Source organism: Streptomyces sp. NPDC016640 (assembly GCF_043076215.1).
In the GTDB taxonomy this organism is placed as follows: domain Bacteria; phylum Actinomycetota; class Actinomycetes; order Streptomycetales; family Streptomycetaceae; genus Streptomyces.
On record NZ_JBIBRG010000005.1, the window covers coordinates 86,963 to 112,956 of the forward strand.

Consider the following 25,994-nt stretch of genomic DNA (forward strand, 5'->3'; position numbering starts at 1 on the left):
CGGGGCGATGCCCCCTACCGCACGATCCCCTGCGCCCGCGCCGCGGCCAGCCACTCGGGGAACTCGCCCACCAGGCGGTCGTACAGCTCGGCGTCCGGCACCTCGCGCGGTTCCGCGCCGGCGTGGAAGAAGCCCGCGTTGTCGACCACCCGCTTGGCCGGGACGGACAGGTCGTCGAGTCTGCGCAGGTAGTCGAACTGCTTGCCGTGCGGGTCGCCGAAGCCGACGAACTGCCAGAACAGCGGGAGGCGGGCGGCCTTGCACAGGTACTTCTCCGCGGCGAGCCTGTCGATCGGCCCGCCGTCGGTCTGGAACACGACGAGTGCCGGCTCGGTCGATCCGCTGTCCAGGTAGTGGTCGATGACCGCGTCCATCGCCAGGTGGTAGCTGGTCCTGCCCATGTGGCCGAGCCCGGCCGCGATCCGCTCGACGCGCCCCCGGTGATCGGCCAGGGCGATGTCGGTGACGGCGTCGACGTCGGTGGAGAAGAACACCACCGGCACGGTGCCGTCGTCGTCGAGGTGGGCCGACAGGCTCAGCACCCGGTCGGCGAGCGCCTGCACGCTGCCGTCCCTGTAGTACGGCTTCATGGAGCCGGAGTAGTCGACCACCAGGTAGACCGCCGCGCGCAGCCCGTCCAGCCCGTGCTTGGTCAGTGACACCCCGGCCGTCCTGTAGAGGCCGACGAGCGCGGGCGCGGTCTCCTCGATCCTGCTCAGACCGATCGCGGCCATACGGCTCCCCCTCCGTCGCGGAACTGGCCAGAGCGTACGACACCACCACCCCCGCCTCTCGCTCCGTCCGCCGGCGTTCGATATTTTGTTCGCCGCCGTCCCCACCGGCTCACTTCCGTCCCGTCCCTCCCGAGGAGCCGGCCCGTGGATCCCGAGTCCGCCGTCACCACCTGCTACCGCCATCCCCGGGTGGAGTGCCACGTCCGCTGCACGCGCTGCGAGCGGTACATCTGCCCGGACTGCATGCGGGAGGCGGCCGTGGGCCACCACTGCCCGGAGTGCGTGAAGGAGGGCGCGCGGTCGATGCGGCAGGCCCGCACCCTGGCGGGCGGCCGGGTCTCGGCGGTGCCCGTGGTGACGTACGCCCTGATCGCCGTCAATGTGCTGGTGTACCTGGCCGAGTTGGTACGGCCGGAGATCGTCGACCGGTTCGCGACGGTGGGCGCGGGGCTGGTCGGTCCGGACGGCGAGCACTACCTGTGGGTCGACCCGTACCCCGGGGGCTTCACCCCGGAGGGGCTGGTGGACGGGGAGTGGTACCGGCTCCTGACCGGCGCGTTCCTGCATCTGCCGCCCACCGAGGGGACGTTCGGCGTCCTCCACGTCGTGATGAACATGGTGGCGCTGTGGAACCTGGGCCGGCTCGTCGAGCCGATGCTGGGCCGGGTGCACTACCTCGCCCTGTATCTGCTGTCGGCGCTGGGCGGTTCGGTGCTGGTGCTGCTGATCGCGCCCGGGGACGCCGTCGTCGGCGCGTCCGGGGCGATCTTCGGGATCGGGGCCGCGTACTACGTCATGGCCCGGCGCATCGGGGCGGACATGGGCCAGGTCAACCGGTTCATGGCCGGGCTGCTGCTGTGGCTGGTGGTCTCCGCGCTCGTCACGTCCTGGGAGGGCCACCTCGGCGGGCTGCTGGCGGGCGGCGCGGTGGCGCTGGCGTTCGCGTACGCTCCCAGGGACGGGCGCCGGACGCTCGTGCAGGTCGGCGCGTGCGTGGTGCTCGTGGTGGTGCTGGCCGTGGCGGCGGCGGTCAAGGTGGCCGGACTGACGGGTGGAGGTGTCCCCCAGTGAGACGTTCCGGTGCGTTGTTCCTCGCGGCCGTTCCCGTCATCGCCACGGGGGTGTACTTCGTCATGCCGGCGGACTCGGCCGGCGCCCCGGCCGCACCGCTCGCGGCCACCGCCCAGTCGGCCCGCGAGGACGCCAAGGACCGGGCCGAGCGGGAGCGGAAGGCGGACGACGCGGTCATCGCCGAGCTGCCGCCGGGGCTGGCCGCGCCCGCGAAGAAGGAGCTGGCCCAGCAGTTGGTGGCGAGCGCCGAGCACTCGACCACCGACTGGCGCACCGCCTACGGCTCCGTCGAGGACCGGGGCGACGGCTGCGGGTACACGGCGGGCATCATCGGCTTCTGCACCGGCACCCACGACCTGCTCGCCCTGGTCGAGCGCTACACGAGGGCCCGCCCGGACAACGGGCTGGCGCCCTACCTGCCCGCCCTGCGCGGGGTCGACGGCTCCGACTCCCACGACGGCCTGGACCCCGGTTTCACCGCCGCCTGGGAGGCGGAGGCGAAGGTACCGGCGTTCCGCGAGGCCCAGGAGGAGGAACGCGACCGCATCTACTTCGACCCGGCGGTCCGCCTCGCCAAGCTGGACGGCCTCGGCACGCTGGGCCAGTACGTCTACTTCGACGCGATGGTCTTCCACGGCCCCGGCACCGACGCGGACGGCTTCTACGGCCTGCGCGAGCACGCGATGCGGCAGGCCGACACGCCCGCCGAGGGCGGTTCCGAGCAGGCCTACCTCAACGCCTTCCTCGACGTCCGCCGCGAGGCCCTGCTGACCCGGGGCCCCGACCGCGACACCTCCCGCGTCGACACGGCCCAGCGCCGGTTCCTCGATGCCGGGAACACGGACCTGGACACGCCGCTGGTGTGGGAGATGTACGGCACCTCCTACAAGCTGCCCTGAGCATGCGGCGGCGCCTGCCCAGTCGTCCGGTCGGGGACTGGCGGGCAGGCGCCACCTGGTGTTCCGTACGCCGTTGTACGGGACGCGTATGAGGGACCGTCAGGTCACCTCGTGAGCCGTGCCGTCCGTCAGACCGTCAGCGCGCGGTCCGTCGGACGGATCGGGGCCGGCAGTTCGCTCGCCCCGGTGAGGAAGCGGTCGCAGCCGCGGGCGGCCGAGCGGCCCTCGGCGATCGCCCACACGATGAGCGACTGGCCGCGTCCGGCGTCACCGGCGACGAACACACCGGGGACGTTGGTCTGGAAGTCGGCGTCGCGGGCGATGTTACCGCGCTCGTCGAGATCCAGGCCGAACTGCTCGACCAGGCCGTTGTCCCGGTCGGTGCCGGTGAAGCCCATGGCGAGGGTGACCAGCTGGGCCGGGATCTTGCGCTCGGTCCCCGGCTTCGGCGTCAGCCTGCCGTCGACGAACTCGACCTCGGTCAGGTGCAGCCACTGGACGTTGCCGTCCTCGTCGCCCTCGAAGTGGGTGGTGGAGACGGAGTAGACCCGCTCACCGCCCTCCTCGTGGGCGCTGGTGACCTTGTAGAGCATCGGGAAGGTCGGCCACGGCTGGGAGACCGGGTTCCGCTCCTCGCCCGGGCGGGGCATGATCTCCAGCTGGGTGACGGAGGCCGCGCCCTGGCGGTGGGCGGTGCCCACGCAGTCGGCGCCGGTGTCACCGCCGCCGATCACCACGACGTGCTTGCCCTCGGCCGAGATCGGCGGGGAGACGTAGTCGCCCTCCTGCACCTTGTTGGCCAGCGGCAGGTACTCCATGGCCTGGTGGACGCCCTTGAGGTCGCGGCCCGGCACGGGCAGGTCGCGGGCGGTGGTCGCGCCGACGGCGAGGACCACGGCGTCGTACCGCTTGCGCAGCGCGGTCGCCGGCATGTCGCGGCCGATCTCGACGCCGGTGCGGAACTTGGTGCCCTCCGCGCGCATCTGCTCGATGCGGCGGTTGATGTGCCGCTTCTCCATCTTGAACTCGGGGATGCCGTAGCGCAGGAGACCGCCGATGCGGTCGGCGCGCTCGTACACCGCGACCGTGTGGCCGGCCCGGGTCAGCTGCTGGGCGGCGGCCAGGCCCGCGGGGCCGGAGCCGACGACCGCGACGGTCTTGCCGGACAGGCGCTCGGGGATCTGCGGGGCGACGTCACCGGTCTCCCACGCCTTGTCGATGATCGAGACCTCGACGTTCTTGATGGTGACCGGCGGCTGGTTGATGCCGAGCACACACGCCGACTCGCACGGGGCCGGGCACAGGCGGCCGGTGAACTCGGGGAAGTTGTTGGTGGCGTGCAGACGCTCCTGCGCGGCCCCCCAGTCCTCCCGGTAGGCGTAGTCGTTCCACTCGGGGATGAGGTTCCCGAGCGGACAGCCGCTGTGACAGAACGGGATGCCGCAGTCCATGCAGCGGCTGGCCTGCTTGCTGATGATGGGCAGCAGGGAGCCGGGGACGTAGACCTCGTTCCAGTCCTTCTTGCGCTCCTCGACCGGACGGGACGCGGCGACCTCGCGGCCGTGGTTCAGGAAGCCCTTCGGGTCAGCCATTGATCGCCGCCTCCATCATCTTCTCGGTGATCTCGGTCTCGGAGAGACCGGCTCGCTCGGCGGCGTCCTTGGCGGCGAGCACTGCCTTGTACGTGCTGGGAATGATCTTGCTGAAGCGCCGCACCGCGGTGTCCCACTCGGCCAGCAGCTTCTCGGCGACGGTGGAGCCCGTCTCCTCCCGGTGCCGGCGGACCACGTCGTGCAGCCACTGCCCGTCGGCGTCGTCCAGCGCCTCGACGGCGCCGAGGTTGCCGGCGTTGACGTTGTCCCGGTCGAGGTCGATGACGTAGGCGACGCCGCCGGACATGCCGGCCGCGAAGTTGCGTCCGGTCTCGCCGAGCACGACCGCGTGACCGCCGGTCATGTACTCGCAGCCGTGGTCGCCCACGCCCTCGGAGACGACCAGCGCGCCGGAGTTGCGGACGCAGAACCGCTCGCCCGTACGGCCGCGCAGGAACAGTTCGCCGCCGGTCGCCCCGTACGCGATCGTGTTGCCCGCGATGGTCGAGTACTCGGCGAGGTGGTCGGCCGCGCGGTCCGGGCGGACGACGATCCGGCCGCCGGACAGGCCCTTGCCGACGTAGTCGTTGGCGTCGCCCTCCAGGCGCAGCGTGACGCCGCGCGGGAGGAAGGCGCCGAAGGACTGGCCGGCGGAGCCGGTGAACGTGATGTCGATGGTGTCGTCGGGCAGGCCCGCACCGCCGAACTTCTTGGTCACCTCGTGGCCGAGCATGGTGCCGACCGTGCGGTTGATGTTGCGGATGGCGATCCGGGCGCGCACCGGCTGGGCGTCCTCGGCGCCGGTGGCGGACAGCGCGTCGGCGGCGAGCCTGATCAGCTCGTTGTCGAGCGCCTTCTCCAGACCGTGGTCCTGGGCGACGACCTGGTGGCGGACGGCGCCCTCGGGCAGCTCGGGCACGTGGAACAGCGGCTCCAGCTCCAGGCCCTGCGCCTTCCAGTGGTTCACCGCGCGCGTCACGTCGAGGACCTCGGCGTGGCCGACGGCCTCCTCGATGGAGCGGAAGCCCAGCTCGGCGAGGAGCTCGCGGACCTCCTCGGCGATGAACCGGAAGAAGTTGACCACGTACTCGGCCTTGCCGGAGAACCGGTCACGGAGCACGGGGTTCTGGGTGGCGATGCCGACCGGGCAGGTGTCCAGGTGGCAGACGCGCATCATGACGCAGCCGGAGACGACCAGCGGCGCGGTCGCGAAGCCGAACTCCTCGGCGCCGAGCAGCGCGGCGACGACCACGTCGCGGCCGGTCTTCAGCTGGCCGTCGGTCTGCACGACGATCCGGTCGCGCAGGCCGTTGAGCAGCAGCGTCTGCTGGGTCTCGGCGAGGCCGAGCTCCCAGGGGCCGCCGGCGTGCTTCAGCGACGTGAGGGGGGAGGCACCCGTACCGCCGTCGTGACCGGAGATCAGCACCACGTCCGCGTGGGCCTTGGAGACGCCCGCGGCGACGGTGCCGACGCCGACCTCGGAGACCAGCTTGACGTGGATGCGCGCCTGGGGGTTGGCGTTCTTCAGGTCGTGGATCAGCTGGGCGAGGTCCTCGATGGAGTAGATGTCGTGGTGCGGGGGCGGCGAGATGAGGCCGACGCCCGGCGTGGAGTGCCGCGTCTTCGCCACCCACGGGTAGACCTTGTGGCCGGGCAGCTGGCCGCCCTCACCGGGCTTGGCGCCCTGGGCCATCTTGATCTGGATGTCGTCGGAGTTGACCAGGTACTCGGAGGTCACACCGAAGCGGCCGGAGGCGACCTGCTTGATGGACGACCGGCGCGCCGGGTCGTACAGGCGCTCCGCGTCCTCGCCGCCCTCACCGGTGTTGGACTTGCCGCCCAGCTGGTTCATGGCGATGGCGAGGGTCTCGTGCGCCTCCTGGGAGATGGAGCCGTACGACATGGCGCCGGTGGAGAACCGCTTGACGATCTCGGAGACCGGCTCGACCTCGTCGATCGGGACCGGGGCCCGGCCGGACGTGAAGCCGAAGAGTCCGCGGAGCGTCATCAGCCGCTCGGACTGCTCGTTCACGCGCTCGGTGTACTTCTTGAAGATGTCGTAGCGGCCGGAGCGCGTGGAGTGCTGGAGGCGGAAGACCGTCTCCGGGTCGAACAGGTGCGGTTCGCCCTCGCGCCGCCACTGGTACTCGCCGCCGATGTCCAGGGCGCGGTGCGCGGGGGCGATGCCCGAGGCGGGGTACGCCTTGGCGTGCCGGGCGGCGACCTCCTTGGCGACGACGTCGATGCCGACGCCGCCGATCTTGGTGGCCGTGCCGTTGAAGTACTTCTCGACGAAGCCGTCCGCCAGGCCGACGGCCTCGAAGACCTGGGCGCCGCGGTAGGAGGCGACCGTGGAGATGCCCATCTTGGACATGACCTTCAGTACGCCCTTGCCCAGGGCGTGGATGAGGTTGCGGATGGCCTGCTCGGGCTCGATGCCGGGCAGGAAGGTGCCCGCGCGGACCAGGTCCTCGACGGACTCCATCGCCAGGTACGGGTTGACGGCGGCGGCGCCGTAGCCGATGAGCAGCGCGACGTGGTGGACCTCGCGGACGTCGCCGGCCTCGACCAGCAGACCCACCTGGGTGCGCTGCTTGGTGCGGATGAGGTGGTGGTGGACGGCCGCGGTGAGCAGCAGCGACGGGATCGGCGCGTGCTCGGCGTCGGAGTGCCGGTCCGACAGGACGATCAGGCGGGCGCCGTTGTCGATGGCGGCGTCGGCCTCGGCGCAGATGTCCTCGATGCGGGCGGCGAGCGCCTCGCCGCCGCCGGACACCCGGTACAGGCCGGAGAGGGTCGCGGCCTTGAAGCCGGGCATGTCGCCGTCGGCGTTGATGTGGATGAGCTTGGCCAGCTCGTCGTTGTCGATCACCGGGAAGGGCAGGGTGACGCTGCGGCAGGCCGCGGCGGTCGGCTCCAGGAGGTTGCCCTGCGGGCCCAGCGAGGAGCGCAGGGAGGTGACCAGTTCCTCGCGGATCGCGTCCAGCGGCGGGTTGGTGACCTGCGCGAACAGCTGGGTGAAGTAGTCGAAGAGCAGCCGCGGACGCTCGCTGAGGGCGGCGATCGGCGAGTCGGTGCCCATCGAGCCGATCGGCTCGGCGCCGGCCTTGGCCATCGGCGCGAGGAGGACCCGCAGCTCCTCCTCGGTGTAGCCGAAGGTCTGCTGGCGCCGGGTGACCGAGGCGTGGGTGTGCACGATGTGCTCGCGCTCGGGCAGGTCGGACAGCTCGATCTCGCCGGCCTCGAGCCACTCCGCGTAGGGGAGTTCGGCGGCGAGCTGGGCCTTGATCTCGTCGTCCTCGATGATGCGGTGCTCGGCGGTGTCGACGAGGAACATGCGGCCGGGCTGCAGGCGGCCCTTGCGGACGACCTTCGCCGGGTCGATGTCGAGGACGCCGACCTCGGAGCCGAGGACGACCAGGCCGTCGTCGGTGACCCAGTAGCGGCCGGGGCGCAGACCGTTGCGGTCGAGCACGGCGCCGACCTGGGTGCCGTCCGTGAAGGTGACGCAGGCGGGGCCGTCCCAGGGCTCCATCATCGTGGCGTGGTACTGGTAGAAGGCGCGCCGCGCGGAGTCCATGGACTCGTGGTTCTCCCACGCCTCCGGGATCATCATCAGCACGGAGTGCGGCAGCGAACGGCCGCCCAGGTGCAGCAGCTCCAGGACCTCGTCGAAGGACGCGGAGTCGGAGGCGTCGGGGGTGCAGATCGGGAAGATCCGCTCGATGGCCTTCTCGTCGGAGCCGAACAGGTCGGAGACCAGCTGCGACTCGCGGGCGCGCATCCAGTTGCGGTTGCCCTTGACGGTGTTGATCTCACCGTTGTGGGCGACGAAGCGGTAGGGGTGTGCCAGCGGCCACGACGGGAAGGTGTTCGTGGAGAACCGGGAGTGCACGAGCGCGATCGCGGAGCCGAAGCGGCGGTCGGACAGGTCCGGGAAGAAGGGCTCGAGCTGGCCGGTGGTCAGCATGCCCTTGTAGACGATGGTCCGCGCGGACAGCGACGGGAAGTAGACGCCCACCTCGCGCTCGGTGCGCTTGCGCAGCACGAAGGCCCTGCGGTCGAGGTCGATGCCCCGGCTCTCGCCGGCGGAGACGAAGATCTGCCGGAACACCGGCATCGTCGAGCGGGCGGTGACGCCGAGCAGTTCGGGCGCGACCGGCACCTCGCGCCAGCCGAGGACGGTCAGGCCCTCGGCGCCGGCGATCTCCTCGATCCGGGCGACGGCGGCCTCGGTGCCGTCGCCCGGCAGGAAGGCGATACCGACGGCGTAGCCGCCGGCCTCGGGCAGTTCGAATCCGGCCACCTCGCGGAAGAAGGCGTCGGGGACCTGGGAGAGGATGCCCGCTCCGTCACCGGAGTCCGGCTCGGAGCCGGTGGCGCCGCGGTGCTCGAGGTTCCGCAGGACGGTGAGGGCCTGGTCGACCAGGTCGTGGGACGCCTCGCCGGTGAGGGTGGCGACGAAGCCGACGCCGCAGGCGTCGTGCTCGTTGCGGGGGTCGTACATACCCTGCGCAGCAGGGCGAGCATCCATGAAAGACCAGCTCAGGCGGCCATTCGTGGAATGCTGGGACGGCTGGCGCGGCGTACGCATCGGCTCTCCCGTCGTCGTCATATGGCTGGGGGCACCTCCCAGGCCCTTGAGGCTCTGGGGGAGCAACTGCCGAGGGACGACGCTGGCCCTCTGCGCAAGTGCAAAATTTCGTGCAGGTTACATGATGGAGCGGTTCTCGGGAACCGGGATACTCCGTTCCACCATGCGGACACCGCACGGGTCGTGACGGGGGCCGCGGCCGGTGGTGGGAACTGGGGGGACCGTGCCGGACAGCTCCGTGTCCGTCGATCCGATGGCGGGAAATGGTCCTTCGCCCGTCCCGCGGGCACGCCGTCGGCCTCTTTGCCCACAGCGCTTACGGCTCATGCCCGATGGTCACGCAACCGAAACCAACAAGTAACGACTGCTTATGCGACTCAACGCATAAGTGCGCTCCGTATCATCCTAGGGCCGTCCCGAACACCGTGCCCAGGGCGTACGTCACACCGGCCGCCGCGCCGCCGAGGGCGAGCTGCCGCAGCCCGCTGTACCACCAGCTCCGCGCCGTCACCCTGGCCACCAGCGCACCGCACAGGAAGAGCCCGAGCAGCGCCAGCAGCACGGCGGGCCACAGACCGCTCGCGCCGAGCAGGAACGGCAGTACGGGCAGCAGGGCGCCCAGCGCGAAGGAGCCGAAGCTGGACACCGCGGCCACCGCGGGCGAGGGCAGGTCACCGGGGTCGACGCCCAGTTCCTCCCGGGCGTGGATCTCCAGGGCTTGCTCGGGGTCCCTGGACAGCTGCCGGGCGACCTCGCGGGCGAGTCCGGGTTCGACGCCCCGGGCCTGGTAGAGCGCGGCGAGTTCGGCCTCCTCGCCCTTCGGGTGCCTGCGCAGTTCACGCCGTTCGACGTCGAGCTCGGCCTCGACCAGCTCGCGCTGGGAGGCGACGGAGGTGTACTCGCCGGCCGCCATCGAGAAGGCGCCGGCGGCCAGGCCCGCGAGGCCGCTGAGGACGACGGCCTGCTGACCGGCCGACCCTCCGGCGACACCGGTCATCAGGGCGAGGTTGGAGACCAGCCCGTCCATCGCGCCGAAGACCGCGGGGCGCAGCCAGCCGCCGTTCACATCCCGGTGCGTGTGGTTGTCGCGGTGCGCCTCGTGCAGCGTCGCCTCGGTCTCGATGATGGCCATGCGTGATCCTCCAGACCTCTTCTTTGGACGAATTCCATTCTTCGACAACACCCAAAATATGTCCCCGCATTCCTCTCCGCCAGCAAGGAAAGGCTGGGCTAACCTGCGGTTTTGCCGATTCCGCTCGTTTGCCCGGAAGGGTGCACAGACGTCGACCGGGTGACGCTGGGGCCTGTGAGGCTGCGCCGGACACCGCACCGGGGACAGTTCCGCAAAGGGCTCCACGCCTCTCGGGGCGCGTCTGAGAGGAGAGCCGCGTATGGCACCGACCGCCCGCATCCCCTCGGTCCCGGCGCCCGGGGACGCCCTGGGGCTCCGTGAACGGGCGCGCGGCGCGCTGCTCGGCCTCGCCGTCGGCGACGCGCTGGGCGCCCCGGCCGAGAACATGAAGCCCTCCGAGATCCGCGCGAGATGGGGGCGCATCACGGGATACGTGAGCGAGCGTCCGGCGGGCACGGACGACACCGAGTACGCCATCTTCTCCGGCCTGCTGCTGGCCCGGCACGGCTGCGCACTCACCCCGGCGCACGTCGAGGCGGCCTGGCACGAGTGGATCGCGGACCGCGCCGAGGGCCCCTTCCGGGGCGCCGGCTTCAGCGAGCGCGGCACGCTGGAGAACCTGCGCCGGGGGCTGGCCGCGCCCATCTCCGCCCAGCACCGGCACGCCTGGAGCGACGGGCTGGCGATGCGGGCGGCGCCGCACGGGGTGTTCGCGGCGGGCCGTCCCGACGAGGCGGCCCGGCTGGTGGCGGTCGACGGTTCGGTCAGTCACGACGGCGAGGGCATCTACGGCGGCCAGGCGGTCGCGGCGGGGGTCGCCGCGGCGATGGCCGGGGCACCGGTGGTCACGGTCGTGGCCTCCGCCCTGGCAGTGGTGCCGGACGACTCGTGGACCGCCCGCTCGCTGCGGCGCGCCGTCACCGCGGCCCACCTCGGTGAGCGCGCGGTCCGCGCCGCGGTGGTGATCGGCGGCTACCCGTGGACCGACCTGGCCCCCGAGGCGGTCGCCCTCGCCTTCGGCGCGTACGCGGCGGCCGACGGGGACTTCGCACAGGCGGTGCTGACGGCCGTCAACATGGGGCGCGACGCCGACACCACGGCGGCGGTGGCGGGCGCCCTGGCGGGCGCGACCCGGGGTGTCCGCGCGATCCCGGAGCCCTGGGCGGCCGCCATCGGCCCGGCCCGCGGCAGCTGCCTCCCGGCGATGGCGGGCCACCACGTCCTGTCCGTCGCGGACCTGCTGACGGCGGACGAGCCGCCCGCACAGCACGATCCCCCGCTCCCGGACCTCGTCCCCCTGGCCCCCGCCCAGAACGGGGAGGCCCCGTCATGACCCCCACCCCCACCACCGGCCAAGCCCTCCAGCAGCCCCCCGCCCCCACCGACGCCGGCCACACCCCCCAGCAGCCCCCCGCCCCCGCCGACGCCGCGCGAGCCCGGCACCCACCGGCGTCCGCCGCCACGCGGCAAGCACCCCGACGGTCACCCGCACCCGCCGACGGCGAGACGCCCCCGCAGGGGCCACGCGCACCCGACCACGAGACCCGCGCGGATGGTGCCGGCCGGAGCACCCGGGCCGAAGGCGCGGCCGAGGCCGAACACCCCACCCGGCCGCCGCGGGCTCACGCCCACGCGAGGATCGAGGGCCTCCTCCTCGGCCTCGCCGCAGGCGACGCCGCCGGCTGGCCCGCCGCCCGCCACCGAGCCGCCCGCATGCCCGAATGGACCCGCCGCCTCACCCGCGAACTGGACACCTTCGCCGAACAGAACGCCACCACCACCCTCCCCGTGCCGATCGCCCTCAACCAGCCCCCCGAACCCCTGCGCCTCGGCCCCTCCGACGACGCGGAGTGGGCGGCGTTCGCGGCCGAGGCGGTGCTGCGCGCCGGCGACGACACCGCGCTCGGCGACCTGAGCCGGGAGCGCCGGACACGCGCCGCCCTCGACCTGACCTGGAACTCCGTGGCCGCCGAGGTCGCCGCGGCCACCGAACGCGCCCCCGAGACCGAGTCCGCCGTACTCCCCCTGCGCGCCCGCATCTCGGTGCGGGCCGGTCTCGGCAACCTGGCCACCGGCCTGCGCCCGCCCGCCACCGGCCACGACAATCCGCACTACTTCGACGACGCCGCCTGCGTACGGGCCTGCGTCCTGGCCGTGGCCCACCCCGGCGACCCCCGGGGCGCCGCGGACCTCGCGGAGTTCGACGCCCGCTACACCCAGGACGGCGACGGCGTGCACGGCGCCCGCGCCATGGCCGCCGCGGTCGCCCTCGCGCTGGCCGGGGCGGACCCTCGGGCGTGCGTGGCCGCCGCGTGCGCCGAGCTCCCCGAGGACACGGAGATCGGCCGCAACGCCCGGCACGCCCTGCGGCTCGCGGCGGACGCCGACAGCGCCTTCGCCCTCGTACCGCCGCTGGAGCACCAGATCGTCGACCACGTCTACAGCTACGGCGTCGCCGCCGCCGAGACCGTCCCCGTCGCCCTCGCCCTGGCGACCGCCGCCCGCGGCCGGATCACGGAGGCGGTTCCCGCGGCGGCCTGCCTGTCCCGGGTGGCCGACTCCGCCCCGGCGCTCACCGGCGCCCTCACCGGCGCGCTGGGCGGCGGCGCGGCGATCCCGGAGTCCTGGCGGCAGAGCTGCCGCACGCTCGCCGGCTGCGTGCTCCCCCGGCTCACCGGCACGGACCTGGTGGAACTCGCCGGACTCCTGGAAGCCGCGCAACCGGCACCACCGGGAGGATGATTCGGGCATGAAGCACAAAAAGGAAGGCGTCGGGGACGACGCCCGGGACCGGGGCCTGCCCCTGGACGAGCGGATCACCGGCGCCCTGGTGGGGGCCGCCGTCGGCGACGCCCTCGGCGGGCCGGTCGAGGGGTACTCCCCCGAGCAGATCGTCGAGCGCCACGGCGGACGCGTGCACGGCGTCGTCGGCCCGTGGAACGGCGACGCCTGGCGCACCGCCCGTCCCCTCGCCCCGTACCACAAGGGCGACGGCCACGTCACCGACGACACCCTGATGACGCACGCCCTGGTCCGGGTGTACGCCGCGGTCCGGGACCACCTGGACGCCCACGCGGTCGCCGACCACCTGGTCCCGGACCTGATGACGAACCCGCGCTGGATCCCGGAACTGGAGGCGGAGGCGCTCCCGCTGCACCGGATCTTCCTGGCCGAGAAGTGGCTCGTGGCCCGCCTCCACTACGGCCACGTGGACCCGCGCGAGGCGGGCACCGGCAACATCGTCAACTGCGGGGCCGCGATGTACATGGCCCCGGTCGGCCTGGTCAACGCCGCCCACCCGGCCGCCGCCTACGCCGAGGCGACGGAGGTCGCGGGCGCCCACCAGTCGTCGTACGGCAGGGAGGCCGCCGGGGTCCTCGCGGCGGCCGTGGCGGCGGCCTGCGCACCGGGCGCGACGCCGGACTCGGTCGTCGCCGCGTGTCTGTCCCTGGCGAAGGACGGCACGCGCGAGGCGATCGAGCGGGTCTGCGAGGAGGCGTCCCGGCACACCGACTTCGAGTCGGCGCTGCGCCCGCTGCGGGGGGCCGTCGCCCCGTACGACACCGTGGGCCCCGACTACCGCTCCCCCTCCCTGGGTGCCCGCCGCCCGTCCCGGCTGCACGCCGTCGAGGAACTCCCCGTCGCGCTGGGCATGGTGGTGGTGGCCGGCGGCGACTTCCGGCACGCGGTGCTGGGCGCGGTGAACTACGGCCGCGACTGCGACTCCATCGCCACGATGGCCGGGGCGGTGACCGGCGCCCTCGGCTCGGCGGTCCCGCGGGACTGGGCCAAGACCGTGGCCGAGGCCAGCCGCCTGGACCTGTGGGAGCCGGCGTCGGCCCTCACCGCCGTGGCCCGCGAGGTCTTCGCCCGCGACGTACGGCGCCGCCGCGCCCACGAGGAGGCGTTCGCGCGGCTGGAGGGCCGGGAATGCTCCGCCTGACCTGGGTCCAGCCGGAGGACCTGATCGGCCACGAGCTGCGCCAGGCCGCCCAGGACGGCCGCGAGCCCTCGGCGATCGCCGCCCGCTGGCGCGCGGCGGGCGGCCCCGAAGCCCCGCTCACCGCGGGCGCGTCCGCCCGGCCGGCCTCCCGCTACCTCCGCCTGCTGGCCACCGACCTCCTGGACGAACTGGCCGACCTGCCCAGCCGTCTGGCCGACGACGAGCCGACCGACCTGCCCCGCATCAGGGCCCTGTGCCCCCACTGGCCGCTGTCCGCGGGCGGCCGTGCCCGCCCCGGGGCACCGACGGACGGCACCCCGCGGGCGCCGGGCCGCACGCCCCGCCCCCGAGCCGTTTCCCCCGCTCGCCTCGAAGCCGCCTGGCTGGGCAGGGCGGTCGGCTGCCTCCTCGGCAAACCCGTCGAAAAGCTCCCCCTCGACGGCATCCGCCGTCTCGCCCGGGCCACCGGCAACTGGCCGCTCACCACCTACTTCACCGCCCGCGGCGTCCCCGCCGGCCTCCTGGCCCGCCACCCCTGGAACCGCCGCTCCGCGAGCACGTCCCTCGCCGAGAACATCGACGGCATGCCCGAGGACGACGACCTCGACCACGCCCTCCTCGCCCTGCTGGTCCTCCAGCGCCACGGCCGCGGCTTCACCACCACCGACGTGGCCCGCGTCTGGCTCGACGAACTCCCCGCCGGCCGCACCTTCACCGCCGAGCGCATCGCCTACCGCAACCTCCTCGGCGGCCTGGAGCCCCCGTTGACCGCCCGTCACCACAACCCCTTCCGGGAGTGGATCGGCGCCCTGATCCGGGCCGATGTGCACGGCTGGACCAACCCCGGCGACCCGGCGGCAGCCGCCGCGCAGGCCCACCGCGACGCCACCCTCACCCACACCGCCAACGGCGTCTACGCGGCGATGTTCACCGCCGCCGTGATCGCCACCGCCGCCACCGGCGCCCACGACGTCCACGCCTGCCTGCGCACCGGCCTCACCGTCGTCCCGCCCCGCTCCCGGCTCGCCCGGGCCGTCCGGCAGGCCGTGGAACTGGCGGGCCGGCACGCCGACTTCGACACCGTCGTCGACCTGCTCCACGACACCCACGCCACCACCCATCACTGGGTGCACGCCGTCCCCAACACCGCCCTGATCGCCGCCGCCCTCACCCATGCCGACGGCGACTTCACCGGCTCCGTCTGCCGTGCGGTCTCCGGCGGCTGGGACACCGATTCCAACGGCGCGACCGCCGGTTCCGTCGCCGCCCTGCTCGCCGGTTCGCCCCGCGCCCTCCCCGAACGCTGGACGGCCCCCCTGAAGAACCGCCTGGCCACCTCCGTCGGCGGCTTCCACGGCACCGGCTTCGACACCCTGGCCCGTCTGACCCATCTGGAGGCCTTCCGCCCATGACGCCGTCCGACCCGACCGCCGCCCCGCCGTCCGACCCCGCCCCCGCCGGCCCCCCGCTGACCGGCCTGCGCGTCCTGGACCTCGCCACCCTCTTCGCCGGACCCCTCGCCGCGACCCTGCTCGGCGACTTCGGCGCGGAGGTCGTCAAGGTCGAGCATCCGAGGAGACCGGATCCCGCCCGCGGCCACGGCCCGTCCAAGAACGGCGTCGGCCTGTGGTGGAAGGTCCTCGGCCGCAACAAGCGCACCATCACCCTCGACCTGTCCGCACCGGGCGGCCGGGCCACCCTGCTGCGGCTCGCCGGGACCGCCGACGTGGTCATCGAGAACTTCCGCCCCGGCACCCTGGAGAAGTGGGGCCTGGGCTGGCCCGAGCTGTCCGCCGTCAACCCCCGCCTCGTCCTGGCCCGGGTCACCGGCTTCGGCCAGTTCGGCCCGTACGCGCACCGGCCGGGCTTCGGCACCCTCGCCGAGGCGATGAGCGGCTTCGCCGCGATCACCGGTGAGCCGGACGCCCCGCCGACCCTGCCGCCGTTCGGACTGGCGGACTCCATCGCGGGCCTGGCCACGGCGTACGCGGTGCTGACCGCGCTCGCCGGCCGGGACCGCACCGGTGAGGGCCAGGTCGTCGACATGGCCCTGATCGAACCGATCCTGACCGTGCTCGGCCCCCAGCCGACCTGGTACGACCAGCTCGGTCACGTCCAGTCCCGCACCGGCAACCGCTCCCAGAACAACGCGCCTCGGGGCACCTACCTCACCGCCGACGGCACCTGGGTCGCCGTCTCCACCTCGGCCCAGTCGATCGCCGAGCGCGTGATGGTGCTGGTGGGCCGGCCGGAGCTGATCGACGAGCCCTGGTTCGCCACCGGCGCCGGGCGGGCCCGGCACGCGGACCTCCTCGACGAGGCGGTCGGCGGCTGGATCGCCCGGCACACCCGCGCCGACGTGCTGGCCGCCTTCGAGAAGGCGGAGGCCGCCGTGGCCCCCGTCCAGGACGTGCGGGACGTCATGACGGACCCGCAGTACCGGGCCCTGGACACGATCACCACGGTCGACGACCCCGAACTGGGTCCGCTGCGCATGCAGAACGTCCTCTTCCGGCTCTCCGGCACCCCGGGAGCGATCCGCTGGGCGGGCCGCCCGCACGGCGCGGACACCGAGGAGGTCCTGAGCGGGCTGGGCCTCACCCCGGCCGAGCGCGCGGCGCTGCGCACGGAGGGCGCCCTGTGACGGGTTTCCCGCTGACCTGGCTGTACGTCCCCGGGGACCGCCCGGCCGTGGTGGCGAAGGCACTCACCTCCGGGGCCGACGTGGTGGTGATCGACCTGGAGGACGCGGTCGCCCCCGACCGCAAGGCCTACGCCCGCTCGGCCACCGCCGAGCTGCTGCGCGACCCCCAGCCGGTCCCGGTCCACGTCCGCGTCAACGCGGTGTCCGGCCCCTGGGCGCGGGACGATCTCGCGGTCCTCCTCCCGTCCCCCGGCCTGTCCGGGCTGCGGCTGCCCAAGGTGTCCTCGCCGTCCGACGTCGTGCGTGTCGCGCGGCGCGCCGCGGCCGTCCGGGGGGAGGTGCCGCCCCTGTACGCCCTCCTGGAGACGGCACTCGGCATCGAGCGGGCCCATGGCGTGGCCACCGCCCACCCGTCCCTGCGCGGTGTCGCCCTCGGGGAGGCGGACCTACGGGCCGACCTGGGCGTACGCGACGACGCGGGCCTCGACTGGTGCCGCTCCCGGGTGGTCGTCGCCGCGCGGGCGGCCGGCCTGGACCCGCCCGCCCAGTCCGCGCACCCGGACATCCGGGACCTGGCGGGTCTTCGTGCCTCCTGCGTCCGTGGCCGCGCGCTGGGCTTCCTGGGCCGCGCCGCGATCCACCCCCGTCAGCTGCCGGTGATCGAGCGGGCCTGTCTGCCCACGGAGGAGGAGATCGAACAGGCGGGGACCGTCCTCAAGGCAGCAGCCGCGCAACAGGGCGCCCAGGCCCTGGCCGACGGCACCTTCATCGACGCGGCAGTGGTGACAGCGGCCCGCCGCACCCTCGCCCTGGCCCGCAGGACCTGAGGCGTTCTCCGCGGGCAGCCGTGCCTCCCCCGGCGCCTCGACGGCCTGGGCGGTACCCCCGGAGCGGCACGGGCGGGCGGGGTGCGCGACCGCCCCGGCCGGCACACGCGGAGGGCGCCCGGAGAACCCGGGCGCCCTCCGCGACGTACGGCAGCGTCAGCTCTTCCTGGCCGAGCCGGCCCCGTCCCTGGACTCCTCCTCGGCCGCGCCGGCGTCCTCCTTCACGTCCGACGGCCCGGCCTCGTCGGCCCCGCCCGCCTCGCCGTCGGAGACCGGCTCACCGCCGGGGCCCTCCGGCTCCACCACGTCCTCGCGTCCCGGCCGCTTCCGTGCCGACAGCACGATGTACAGCACCGCGAGCAGGAACACGAGGATCGAGGTCCAGTTGTTCAGCCGCAGGCCGAGGATCTGATGGGCCTCGTCGACCCGCATGTACTCGATCCAGAACCGGCCCGCGCAGTACGCGGCGACGTACAGCGCGAACGCCCGCCCGTGCCCGAGCGTGAAGCGGCGGTCGGCCCAGATCACCAGCAGGGCCACGCCGACGCACCACAGCGACTCGTACAGGAACGTCGGGTGGTACGTGCCGGGCATCCGGCCGTCGGCGGACGACGTGATCTCCACCGCCCACGGCAGGTCGGTGGCCTTCCCGTACAGCTCCTGGTTGAACCAGTTGCCCCAGCGCCCGATGGCCTGGGCGAAGGCGATGCCCGGCGCGACGGCGTCGGCGTAGGCGGGCAACGGGATGCCACGGCGCCGGCAGCCGATCCACGCGCCCAGCGCGCCGAACGCGATGGCGCCCCAGATGCCCAGGCCGCCCTCCCAGATCTTGAAGGCGTCCACCCAGTCACGGCCCTCGCTGAAGTACAGCTGGTAGTCCGTGATCACGTGGTAGAGCCTGCCGCCGATCAGGCCGAACGGCACGGCCCAGACAGCGATGTCGGCCACCGTGCCGGCCCGCCCGCCCCGGGCGACCCAGCGCTTGTTGCCGAGCCAGACGGCGGCGAAGACGCCGATGATGATGCAGAACGCGTAGCCGCGCAGCGGAACGGGGCCGAGGTACAGCACCCCGCTCGACGGGCTGGGAATGTAGGCAAGTTCCATGGCAGGCTCGACGCTACCGTGCCGGACCGACCGCGCGGGGGGCGGTCCGGCTACGGCTCCATAACGGGACCCGGGACTCCCCCGGCCCGCCGTCCTACTGCTTGTTGGCCTCCTGCACCATCTGCTTGAACTTCCCGGGGGTCATCGAGCGGTCCTGGTAGATGTTCCGGCCGTCGAACAGGACGGTCGGTGTGCCGCTGAAGCCGCCCTTCTGGAAGGCCTCGTGGGACTTGGCGACCCAGCTGTTGTGCGTGCCGTCCTCGACGCAGGAACGGAAGGCGGGGGTGTCCAGTCCGTCGACCTTGCCGGCCAGCTCGATCAGCCTGCCGTCGTCGGCGAAGGCGTCGTCGCTCTCCATCGGCTGGTTCCGGAACAGCACGTCGTGGTACGCCGCGAACTTCCCGGCGTCCTGGGCGCAGGCGGCGGCGTTGGCCGCGCCGCGGGAGCCGGTGCCGCCCATGCCGCCGTCGATCAGCGTGACCAGGTGGTACTCCACCTTCAGCTGTCCGGCGTCGGTCAGCTCGTGGACGGTCGGGCTGTAGGCCTGTTCGAAGACCTTGCAGGCCGGGCAGCGGAAGTCCTCCCACACGGTGAGCGTGGCCCTGGCGCTCCGCTTGCCGACCGGGATGACGGTGCCGTCCTCGCCCAGGGCGCCCGAGGGCGCCACGACGGGCCCGGCCGCCTCGCTCTCGTCGTCCTTGCCCGCATTGGCCGCGACGACGCCGATCACCGCCGCGAGCCCCAGGACACAGACCACGCTCGCACCCATGATCAGGGCGCGGCGCCGCTTCTCCACGGCCTTCTGCTTCTGACGCTCGTCCGCCATCCGCTCGCGGGCGGTGCGCTTTCCCTCACGGTTCTTCTCGCTCACACCCCGCAGAACGAACCGGGGAGGCGCACAGCGCCTCCCCGGTCCCAGGTCCACCCGTACGAGGGACCCGTATGACCATCCGCGGACACCCGGCCGGTCACGCCCGTCCGCGCACACCCTCGGCCAGGTCACCGGCGAGCGCGCGGACGGCCTCGAGGCCGGCGGCGTGGTCGGGGGCGTCCAGCATCCCCTTGACGAAGGCCGAGCCGACGATCACGCCGTCGGCGAAGCCGGCGACCTCGGCCGCCTGGGCCCGGTTGGAGACGCCGAGTCCGACGCAGACCGGGAGGCCGGTGGTGGCGCGGGTGCGCCGCACCAGGTCCTCGGCCTGCGCGCCGACCGACGCGCGGGTGCCCGTGACGCCCATCAGGGAGGCGGCGTAGACGAAGCCGCTGCCCGCCGCGGTGATCTCGGCGAGCCGCGCGTCCCTGCTGCTGGGCGCGACCACGAAGACCGTGGCGAGAGCGTGCTTGTCGGCGTGCTCCCGCCACAGCGCCGACTCCTGGACGGGCAGGTCGGGCAGGATGCACCCGGCGCCGCCCGCCTCGGCGAGCTCGGCGGTGAAGCGCTCGACGCCGTAGCGGTCGATGGGGTTCCAGTAGGTCATGACGAGGATCGGCTTGCCGGTGACCTCGTGCGCCTCGCGGACCGTGCGCATGACGTCGGCGATCCTGACGCCGCCGCGCAGGGCGATGTCGTCGGCGGTCTGGATGACCGGCCCGTCGAGGACGGGGTCGCTGTGCGGCAGCCCCACCTCGACGACGTCGGCGCCACCGTCGAGCGCGGCCTTGATCGCCTCGATGCCGCCGTCCACGGTCGGGAACCCGGCCGGGAGGTAGGCGATCAGGGCGGAGCGGCCCTCCGCCTTCGCCGCGGCGAGGGTGTCGTTCAGCAGCCGCACGTTCCCGCTCACTTGGCGTCCCCCTCGATCTCGGCGGTGGTGCCGGCCTCGTCGGCGGCGACCTCGGCGTCGGTGTCGTACAGCCCGAAGTAGCGGGCGGCGGTGTCCATGTCCTTGTCGCCGCGGCCGGACAGGTTGACCACGATCAGCCCGTCCCCGCCCAGCTCCCTGCCGACCTCCAGGGCGCCGGCCAGCGCGTGGGCGGACTCGATGGCCGGGATGATGCCCTCGGTGCGCGACAGCAGCCGCAGGGCCTCCATGGCGGCGGCGTCGGTGACCGCGCGGTACTCGCCGCGGCCGGAGTCCTTGAGGTAGGAGTGCTCGGGTCCGATGCCGGGGTAGTCCAGGCCGGCCGAGATGGAGTACGGCTCGGTGATCTGGCCCTCGTCGTCCTGCAGGACGTACGAGCGCGAGCCGTGCAGGATGCCGGGCTCGCCGGCGGTGAGGGTGGCCGCGTGCTCACCGGTCTCGACACCGTGCCCGGCCGGCTCGCAGCCGATGAGGCGTACGTCCGAGTCCGGGATGAAGGCGTGGAACAGGCCGATGGCGTTGGAACCGCCGCCGACGCAGGCGATCGCGGCGTCGGGGAGGCGGCCGGCGCGCTCGAGGACCTGACGGCGGGCCTCGACGCCGATGACGCGGTGGAAGTCGCGCACCATGGCCGGGAAGGGGTGCGGTCCCGCGACGGTGCCGAAGAGGTAGTGGGTGTGGTCGACGTTGGCGACCCAGTCGCGGAACGCCTCGTTGATGGCGTCCTTCAGGGTGCGGCTGCCGGACTTCACGGCGATGACCTCGGCGCCGAGCATGCGCATCCGGGCCACGTTGAGGGCCTGGCGCTGCGTGTCGATCTCGCCCATGTAGACCGTGCAGTCGAGGCCGAACAGGGCGCAGGCGGTGGCGGTGGCCACGCCGTGCTGGCCGGCGCCGGTCTCGGCGATGACGCGGGTCTTGCCCATGCGCCGAGTGAGCAGGGCCTGGCCGAGCACGTTGTTGATCTTGTGCGAGCCGGTGTGGTTCAGGTCCTCGCGCTTGAGGAAGATCCGGGCGCCGCCGGCGTGCTCGGCGAACCGGGGCACCTCGGTGAGGGCGCTCGGGCGGCCGGTGTAGTGGGCCAGCAGGTCGTCGAGCTCGCGGGCGAACCCGGGGTCGGCCTTGGCCTTGTCGTACTCGACGGCGACCTCGTCCACGGCGGCGACGAGGGCCTCCGGGATGAACTTGCCGCCGAAGGCCCCGAAGTAGCCGGCGGAGTTCGGGGTCCGGCCCTCCGGGTCGGGGATGAAGAAGGTGCTGGGCATGCGGAAACCTCACGGTGAGTCAGTGGAGGAAAACTCATCGCCGTGGGGGCGGGGTCTCGTGTACGGCTACGGCCGTCCGTGCGTGTCGCGCGGTTCCCCGCGCCCCCGGGAGGGGCGCTGCCATCGACGCCCGTTGACCTGTCCCGGTTCGTCGCCGATGACGTAGCGGACCCTGCGGCCGTGGACGCGGCGCGCGGGGGCGCGGCAGCCGCGCGGGCGGCAGCCGCGCGCGAGGCGCGCGTACGGGTCCCTGGTCATCGGGATCGGCGTGGAAGTCATCGGGCCAAGCCTACCGGGGTGTCAGCTCCGGCCGTGACGCAGTGCGGGGTGTTCGCCCGCCGCCACCAGGTCGGAGACCGCCGTCTTCGGGTCGCGGCCGGTGACGAGGGACTCGCCGACCAGGACCGCGTCGGCTCCGGCGTTGGCGTAGGCGATGAGGTCGTGCGGGCCCCGGACGCCGGACTCGGCGACCTTGACCAAGTGGGCGGGGATCTCGGGGGCGACGCGCTCGAAGGTGCCGCGGTCGACCTCGAGGGTCCTGAGGTCGCGCGCGTTCACGCCGATGACCTTGGCGCCCGCGTCCACCGCGCGTTCGACCTCGTCCTCGTCGTGCACCTCGACGAGCGGGGTGAGCCCGATGGACTCGGCGCGCTCGATGAGGGACTCCAGGGCCGGCTGGTCGAGGGCGGCGACGATCAGCAGCGCGAGGTCGGCGCCGTACGCGCGGGCCTCCCAGAGCTGGTACGAGGTGACGATGAAGTCCTTGCGCAGCACGGGGACGTCCACCCGCGCGCGGACCGCCTCGAGGTCGGCCAGCGAGCCCCCGAAGCGGCGCTGCTCGGTGAGGACGGAGATGACGGCGGCGCCGCCCGCCTCGTAGTCGGCGGCGAGTCCGGCGGGGTCGGCGATCGCCGCGAGCGCGCCCTTGGACGGGCTGGAGCGCTTGACCTCGCAGATCACCTTGACGCCGTCGCCGCGCAGGGCCGCGACGCCGTCCTTGGCCGCGGGGGCCTGCGCCGCGCGTTCCTTGAGCTCGTCGAGGCTGACGCGCGCCTGCCGTTCCGCAAGGTCGGCACGGACCCCGTCGATGATCTCGTCGAGCACACTCACGCGAGCGGCCCCCTTCCTTGCGGTGGTATTCCGGTGGTCACTGCGATGGTATCCGCAGCGGGGCGTATGCCTCGCATCCGGTTGACGCCGGTTCCACTACCTGGACGTTCATCTGTTGATCAAGGGTGCAACCAGCCACCGAACGGAAGGTTCCGGACAACCGTGAAGACCAGCAGCAACGCCCCCGAACCCCACAGGAGCACGGGGGGCGGGTCGATGCGCAGCGGCCTGCCGCGCGCAGCGCGGACCACCCAGACGGTCCACAGGACGGCGAGGCCCGCGTAGCCGAGGACGGCGGGCGCGTTGGCCTCAAGGGCGGCCAGGAGGTCGCCGTGGACGACCGCGTGGGCGCTGCGCAGTCCGCCGCAGCCGGGGCAGTACAGGCCGGTGAGGTGCAGCAGCGGGCAGACGGGGTAGTGGCCGGGCTCGTTGGGGTCGACGGCCCCGACGTAGGCGAAGGCTGCGGCGACCGCGGCGAGCACACCGGTGGGGGCGGCCAGCCGGGCCGCCCTGCCGCGGGGCGCGCTGGGGCTGGGTGCGTTCACGCTCTGCATTGTGCCCCGGACGCGCGTCAGGGGCGGTCCCGGCACTCCTCGTGCCGGCCGCCCCTGTTCCCGGGTCCCCGTGGCGCTCAGCCCTCGGCGCCGGCCGGCGTGCGGTCGCCGGTGAGCTGGTGCACGGGGTGAACGCTCTTCGGCTGGCCCATGCCCATCATGCGCATGATGGCGCCGACGACACCGCCGAGGAGGACGATGCCCATGCCGCCCCAGAAGCCCACGGGCTGGTCCATCACCATGAACGCGCCCGCGACGCAGAAACCGATGAAGGCGATGATGACACCGGTCCAGGCGGCCGGGGTGTGACCGTGGCTGCTGCCCGCCATTGCTTGCTCCTCGTTGCTGTGTGCGTGTCTGAGCAGACGCTCGGGACCATTGTCCCGCACGCACGCCTCCGCGGTGAGCGGGGGTACGCGCTGCGTCGCGGGCGGCCGTGCCGGCACGGCCGCGGACCGCCGCGCCTCCCCCGGGGCCCGGGAGGCACCCCGCGCGCGGGCACCGGGCCGCGCGACCGTCCCCGGCCCGTCCGCGGCCGCGGCGTCACGCGCCGGTGGGGTCCTCCCCGCGGTCGAGCGCCTTCCACAGGTCTTCGGGCCGGTCGGGGTCCACAGGCGCGGGCCCGCGCCGCGGCCGCGGCGCGCCGCCCCGCTCGTAGCGGCCGGACATCGCCGGCCACAGCCGCCCGTAGCGCAGCGCCAGCAGCCCGGCCAGCAGCAGCAGCACGCCGCCCGCGGCCGCCACGTAGGGCCACGCCGTATGACCGAGGGCCGTCACCGTCGCGGACGTGTCGCCGGAGACCTCCGCGGCCTTCTCGTCGAGCGCCGCGCTGTCCGACGCGCCGAGCAGCGCCGCCGCGACCGTGCCCGCCCCGGACAGGGCGAGCAGCGCGGCGACGGCGAGGCGCCCGGTCCGGCGTACGGCGAACACGGCGACGAGCGCGGCCAGGCCCACGACGGCCAGGGCGGCGGGGACGCCGGTGACGTCGCTGCCGCCGGCGGTCAGGGGGAAGGTGCCGCCGGCCACCGCCGCGGTGCCCCGCGACCACTGCTGGCGGGTGGCGAGCAGGGTCACGGCCGCGCCCAGGGCGCCGCACAGCAGGGCGGCGGCGAGGCTGAGGCGGCCGGTCCGGGCGGAGCCGGCGGCCTCGGAACGGGGGGCAGGTACGGCAGTCACGTCATCCACTATCGCCTGAACCCCGGGCGAACCGTCACCCGGGGTTCGCCTCAGGCCCGTCCCAGCCGGTTCGCGGTGTGCACGGCGCGCAGCACCGCCGCCGCCTTGTTGCGGCACTCGGTGTCCTCGGCGACCGGGTCGGAGTCGGCGACGACTCCGGCGCCGGCCTGGACGTACGCGGTGCCGTCGCGCAGCAGGGCCGTGCGGATGGCGATCGCGGTGTCGGAGTCGCCGGCGAAGTCGAGGTAGCCGACGCAGCCGCCGTACAGCCCGCGCCGGGAGGGTTCGAGTTCGTCGATGATCTGCATCGCGCGGGGTTTGGGCGCGCCGGAGAGCGTGCCGGCCGGGAAGCAGGCGGTGAGCACGTCGAAGGCGGTGCGGCCGGCGCTGACGCGGCCGGTGACCGTCGAGACGATGTGCATGACGTGCGAGTACCGCTCGACGGACATGAAGTCGACGACCTCGACGGAGCCGGGTTCGCAGACGCGCCCGAGGTCGTTGCGCCCGAGGTCGACGAGCATCAGGTGCTCCGCGCGCTCCTTGGGGTCGGCGAGCAGTTCGTCGGCGAGGGCCTGGTCCTCCTGGAGGGTGGCGCCGCGGTGCCGGGTGCCGGCGATGGGGTGGACCATGGCCTGCCCGTCCTCGACCTTCACCAGGGCCTCGGGGGAGGAGCCCACCACGTCGAAGCCGTCGAAGCGGAACAGGTACATGTACGGCGAGGGGTTGGTGGCCCGCAGCACCCGGTAGACGTCCAGCGCGCTCGCCCCGCACGGGGTCTCGAACCGCTGGGACGGGACGACCTGGAAGGCCTCCCCCGCGCGGATGCGCTCCTTGATGTCCTCCACGGCCCGCCGGAAGTCCGGGCCGCCCCACCGCGCGGTGTGCTCGGGCAGCTCGGAGGGCGGCAGCACGGCGGGCGGCTGGGCCACCGCGCGGGTGAGGTCGGCCTCCATGGCGTCCAGGCGGGCCACGGCGTCGGCGTAGGCCTCGTCGACGCCGGTCTCCAGGTCGTTGTGGTTGATCGCGTTGGCGATCAGCCAGACCGCGCCCTCCCAGTGGTCCATGACCGCGAGGTCGCTGGTGAGCAGCATGGTCAGTTCGGGCAGCCGCAGGTCGTCGCGCTCGCCGGGGCCGATCTTCTCCAGGCGGCGCACGATGTCGTAGCCGAGGTAGCCGACCATGCCGCCGGTGAAGGGCGGCAGGCCCAGGTCGTGGGCGAGGTCGCGCGGGGTGTGCAGGGCCTGCAGGGTGGCGCGCAGCGCGGCGAGCGGGTCGCCGTCGGTGGGGACGCCGACGGGCGGGGTGCCCTCCCAGTGCGCCTGTCCGCCGCGCTCGGTGAGGGTGCCGGCGCTGCGGACGCCCACGAAGGAGTAGCGGGACCACGAGCGCCCGTTCTCGGCGGACTCCAGGAGGAAGGTGCCGGGGCGCTCGGCGGCGAGCTTGCGGTAGAGCGCGACCGGGGTGTCGCCGTCGGCGAGGAGCTTGCGGGTGACCGGGACGACCCGGCGGTCGGTGGCGAGCTTGCGGAAGGTCTCGAGGTCCATGGC

General features: G+C 73.6%; 22 protein-coding genes. 8 read left to right on the plus strand and 14 right to left on the minus strand.

Annotation, left to right across the window (positions count from 1 at the left end; translation table 11 throughout):
• Positions 1–14: 14 nt before the first annotated feature.
• Positions 15–734, minus strand: a complete 720-nt coding sequence (locus ACF07S_RS12465; protein ID WP_391974143.1) for a vWA domain-containing protein — start codon at positions 732–734, stop codon at positions 15–17.
• Positions 735–878: 144 nt separating this feature from the next.
• On the opposite strand from ACF07S_RS12465, the gene ACF07S_RS12470 reads away from it, so the two are divergent.
• Positions 879–1,805: a rhomboid family intramembrane serine protease gene (locus tag ACF07S_RS12470; RefSeq protein WP_391974144.1), complete on the plus strand. Its 927-nt coding sequence runs from the start codon at positions 879–881 to the stop codon at positions 1,803–1,805.
• Positions 1,802–2,704 (plus strand): chitosanase, encoded by a 903-nt coding sequence (locus ACF07S_RS12475; RefSeq protein WP_391974145.1) that lies wholly within the window; start codon positions 1,802–1,804, stop codon positions 2,702–2,704. Before ACF07S_RS12470 ends, ACF07S_RS12475 begins: the two co-directional genes overlap by 4 nt.
• 128 nt (positions 2,705–2,832) lie before the next feature.
• Here the strand turns inward: ACF07S_RS12475 and ACF07S_RS12480 are convergent, their stop codons facing one another.
• The 3 genes from ACF07S_RS12480 to ACF07S_RS12490 form a co-directional block, all read right to left on the minus strand.
• Positions 2,833–4,296: a glutamate synthase subunit beta gene (locus ACF07S_RS12480; RefSeq protein WP_391965091.1), complete on the minus strand. Its 1,464-nt coding sequence runs from the start codon at positions 4,294–4,296 to the stop codon at positions 2,833–2,835.
• Positions 4,289–8,890 carry a glutamate synthase large subunit gene (gene gltB / locus ACF07S_RS12485; protein WP_391965336.1) on the minus strand — a complete coding sequence of 1,534 codons (4,602 nt, stop codon included), beginning with the start codon at positions 8,888–8,890 and terminating at the stop codon, positions 4,289–4,291. The genes ACF07S_RS12480 and gltB overlap by 8 nt, the downstream gene beginning before the upstream one ends.
• A gap of 400 nt (positions 8,891–9,290) precedes the next feature.
• Positions 9,291–10,022 carry a VIT1/CCC1 transporter family protein gene (locus ACF07S_RS12490; protein ID WP_391974146.1) on the minus strand — a complete coding sequence of 244 codons (732 nt, stop codon included), beginning with the start codon at positions 10,020–10,022 and terminating at the stop codon, positions 9,291–9,293.
• Positions 10,023–10,281: 259 nt separating this feature from the next.
• Here ACF07S_RS12490 and ACF07S_RS12495 point away from each other — a divergent pair, with 259 nt between their 5' ends.
• The 6 genes from ACF07S_RS12495 to ACF07S_RS12520 are packed head-to-tail and all read left to right on the plus strand — an operon-like array spanning position 10,282 to position 17,436.
• Positions 10,282–11,355, plus strand: a complete 1,074-nt coding sequence (locus tag ACF07S_RS12495; RefSeq protein ID WP_391974147.1) for an ADP-ribosylglycohydrolase family protein — start codon at positions 10,282–10,284, stop codon at positions 11,353–11,355.
• The gene (locus tag ACF07S_RS12500) at positions 11,352–12,764 is read left to right on the plus strand and encodes an ADP-ribosylglycohydrolase family protein (protein ID WP_391974148.1); all 1,413 of its coding nucleotides are present in this window, start codon (positions 11,352–11,354) and stop codon (positions 12,762–12,764) included. Before ACF07S_RS12495 ends, ACF07S_RS12500 begins: the two co-directional genes overlap by 4 nt.
• A 7-nt stretch (positions 12,765–12,771) precedes the next feature.
• A complete protein-coding gene (locus tag ACF07S_RS12505; protein WP_391974149.1) occupies positions 12,772–13,965 on the plus strand; it encodes an ADP-ribosylglycohydrolase family protein in 1,194 nt (397 codons plus the stop codon).
• Positions 13,953–15,377, plus strand: coding sequence for an ADP-ribosylglycohydrolase family protein (locus ACF07S_RS12510; RefSeq protein ID WP_391965096.1), 1,425 nt, complete (start codon positions 13,953–13,955; stop codon positions 15,375–15,377). The genes ACF07S_RS12505 and ACF07S_RS12510 overlap by 13 nt, the downstream gene beginning before the upstream one ends.
• Positions 15,374–16,609, plus strand: a complete 1,236-nt coding sequence (locus ACF07S_RS12515) for a CaiB/BaiF CoA transferase family protein (protein ID WP_391974150.1) — start codon at positions 15,374–15,376, stop codon at positions 16,607–16,609. Before ACF07S_RS12510 ends, ACF07S_RS12515 begins: the two co-directional genes overlap by 4 nt.
• Positions 16,606–17,436, plus strand: a complete 831-nt coding sequence (locus tag ACF07S_RS12520) for an HpcH/HpaI aldolase/citrate lyase family protein (protein WP_391965098.1) — start codon at positions 16,606–16,608, stop codon at positions 17,434–17,436. The genes ACF07S_RS12515 and ACF07S_RS12520 overlap by 4 nt, the downstream gene beginning before the upstream one ends.
• Before the next feature lie 156 nt (positions 17,437–17,592).
• Here ACF07S_RS12520 and lgt read toward each other — a convergent pair whose 3' ends face one another.
• The 10 genes from lgt to ACF07S_RS12570 form a co-directional block, all read right to left on the minus strand.
• Complete coding sequence (gene lgt / locus ACF07S_RS12525; RefSeq protein ID WP_391974151.1) at positions 17,593–18,540, minus strand: prolipoprotein diacylglyceryl transferase; 948 nt, start codon at positions 18,538–18,540, stop codon at positions 17,593–17,595.
• Positions 18,541–18,634: 94 nt separating this feature from the next.
• A complete protein-coding gene (locus tag ACF07S_RS12530; RefSeq protein WP_391965100.1) occupies positions 18,635–19,411 on the minus strand; it encodes a thioredoxin domain-containing protein in 777 nt (258 codons plus the stop codon).
• Positions 19,412–19,508: 97 nt separating this feature from the next.
• Positions 19,509–20,324: a tryptophan synthase subunit alpha gene (gene trpA, locus ACF07S_RS12535; RefSeq protein WP_391974152.1), complete on the minus strand. Its 816-nt coding sequence runs from the start codon at positions 20,322–20,324 to the stop codon at positions 19,509–19,511.
• Positions 20,321–21,607, minus strand: coding sequence for a tryptophan synthase subunit beta (gene trpB, locus ACF07S_RS12540; protein WP_391974153.1), 1,287 nt, complete (start codon positions 21,605–21,607; stop codon positions 20,321–20,323). Before trpB ends, trpA begins: the two co-directional genes overlap by 4 nt.
• 66 nt (positions 21,608–21,673) lie before the next feature.
• On the minus strand, positions 21,674–21,886 hold the full coding sequence (gene trpM / locus ACF07S_RS12545; RefSeq protein WP_391965103.1) for a tryptophan biosynthesis modulator TrpM: 213 nt from the start codon (positions 21,884–21,886) through the stop codon (positions 21,674–21,676).
• 21 nt (positions 21,887–21,907) lie between these two features.
• On the minus strand, positions 21,908–22,717 hold the full coding sequence (gene trpC, locus ACF07S_RS12550) for an indole-3-glycerol phosphate synthase TrpC (RefSeq protein WP_391965104.1): 810 nt from the start codon (positions 22,715–22,717) through the stop codon (positions 21,908–21,910).
• A gap of 119 nt (positions 22,718–22,836) precedes the next feature.
• Complete coding sequence (locus tag ACF07S_RS12555; protein ID WP_391974154.1) at positions 22,837–23,271, minus strand: DUF2752 domain-containing protein; 435 nt, start codon at positions 23,269–23,271, stop codon at positions 22,837–22,839.
• Positions 23,272–23,348: 77 nt separating this feature from the next.
• Entirely contained in the window at positions 23,349–23,600 is a 252-nt protein-coding gene (locus ACF07S_RS12560; RefSeq protein ID WP_391965106.1) for an HGxxPAAW family protein, read from the minus strand.
• A gap of 214 nt (positions 23,601–23,814) precedes the next feature.
• Positions 23,815–24,456, minus strand: coding sequence for a TIGR02234 family membrane protein (locus tag ACF07S_RS12565; protein WP_391974155.1), 642 nt, complete (start codon positions 24,454–24,456; stop codon positions 23,815–23,817).
• 41 nt (positions 24,457–24,497) lie between these two features.
• Positions 24,498–25,991 carry an anthranilate synthase component I gene (locus ACF07S_RS12570; protein ID WP_391965108.1) on the minus strand — a complete coding sequence of 498 codons (1,494 nt, stop codon included), beginning with the start codon at positions 25,989–25,991 and terminating at the stop codon, positions 24,498–24,500.
• Between the last annotated feature and the right edge of the window lie 3 nt (positions 25,992–25,994).

What these genes read in the sequence shown, in the direction of transcription:
- ACF07S_RS12465 (WP_391974143.1), bottom strand. Translation starts at nt 734, where the DNA reads ATGGCCGCGATCGGTCTGAGCAGGATCGAGGAGACCGCGCCCGCGCTC.
- ACF07S_RS12480 (WP_391965091.1), bottom strand. Translation starts at nt 4,296, where the DNA reads ATGGCTGACCCGAAGGGCTTCCTGAACCACGGCCGCGAGGTCGCCGCG.
- gltB (WP_391965336.1), bottom strand. Translation starts at nt 8,890, where the DNA reads ATGCGTACGCCGCGCCAGCCGTCCCAGCATTCCACGAATGGCCGCCTG.
- ACF07S_RS12490 (WP_391974146.1), bottom strand. Translation starts at nt 10,022, where the DNA reads ATGGCCATCATCGAGACCGAGGCGACGCTGCACGAGGCGCACCGCGAC.
- ACF07S_RS12495 (WP_391974147.1), top strand. Translation starts at nt 10,282, where the DNA reads ATGGCACCGACCGCCCGCATCCCCTCGGTCCCGGCGCCCGGGGACGCC.
- ACF07S_RS12500 (WP_391974148.1), top strand. Translation starts at nt 11,352, where the DNA reads ATGACCCCCACCCCCACCACCGGCCAAGCCCTCCAGCAGCCCCCCGCC.
- ACF07S_RS12505 (WP_391974149.1), top strand. Translation starts at nt 12,772, where the DNA reads ATGAAGCACAAAAAGGAAGGCGTCGGGGACGACGCCCGGGACCGGGGC.
- ACF07S_RS12510 (WP_391965096.1), top strand. Translation starts at nt 13,953, where the DNA reads ATGCTCCGCCTGACCTGGGTCCAGCCGGAGGACCTGATCGGCCACGAG.
- ACF07S_RS12515 (WP_391974150.1), top strand. Translation starts at nt 15,374, where the DNA reads ATGACGCCGTCCGACCCGACCGCCGCCCCGCCGTCCGACCCCGCCCCC.
- lgt (WP_391974151.1), bottom strand. Translation starts at nt 18,540, where the DNA reads ATGGAACTTGCCTACATTCCCAGCCCGTCGAGCGGGGTGCTGTACCTC.
- trpB (WP_391974153.1), bottom strand. Translation starts at nt 21,607, where the DNA reads ATGCCCAGCACCTTCTTCATCCCCGACCCGGAGGGCCGGACCCCGAAC.
- trpM (WP_391965103.1), bottom strand. Translation starts at nt 21,886, where the DNA reads ATGACTTCCACGCCGATCCCGATGACCAGGGACCCGTACGCGCGCCTC.
- ACF07S_RS12555 (WP_391974154.1), bottom strand. Translation starts at nt 23,271, where the DNA reads ATGCAGAGCGTGAACGCACCCAGCCCCAGCGCGCCCCGCGGCAGGGCG.
- ACF07S_RS12560 (WP_391965106.1), bottom strand. Translation starts at nt 23,600, where the DNA reads ATGGCGGGCAGCAGCCACGGTCACACCCCGGCCGCCTGGACCGGTGTC.
- ACF07S_RS12570 (WP_391965108.1), bottom strand. Translation starts at nt 25,991, where the DNA reads ATGGACCTCGAGACCTTCCGCAAGCTCGCCACCGACCGCCGGGTCGTC.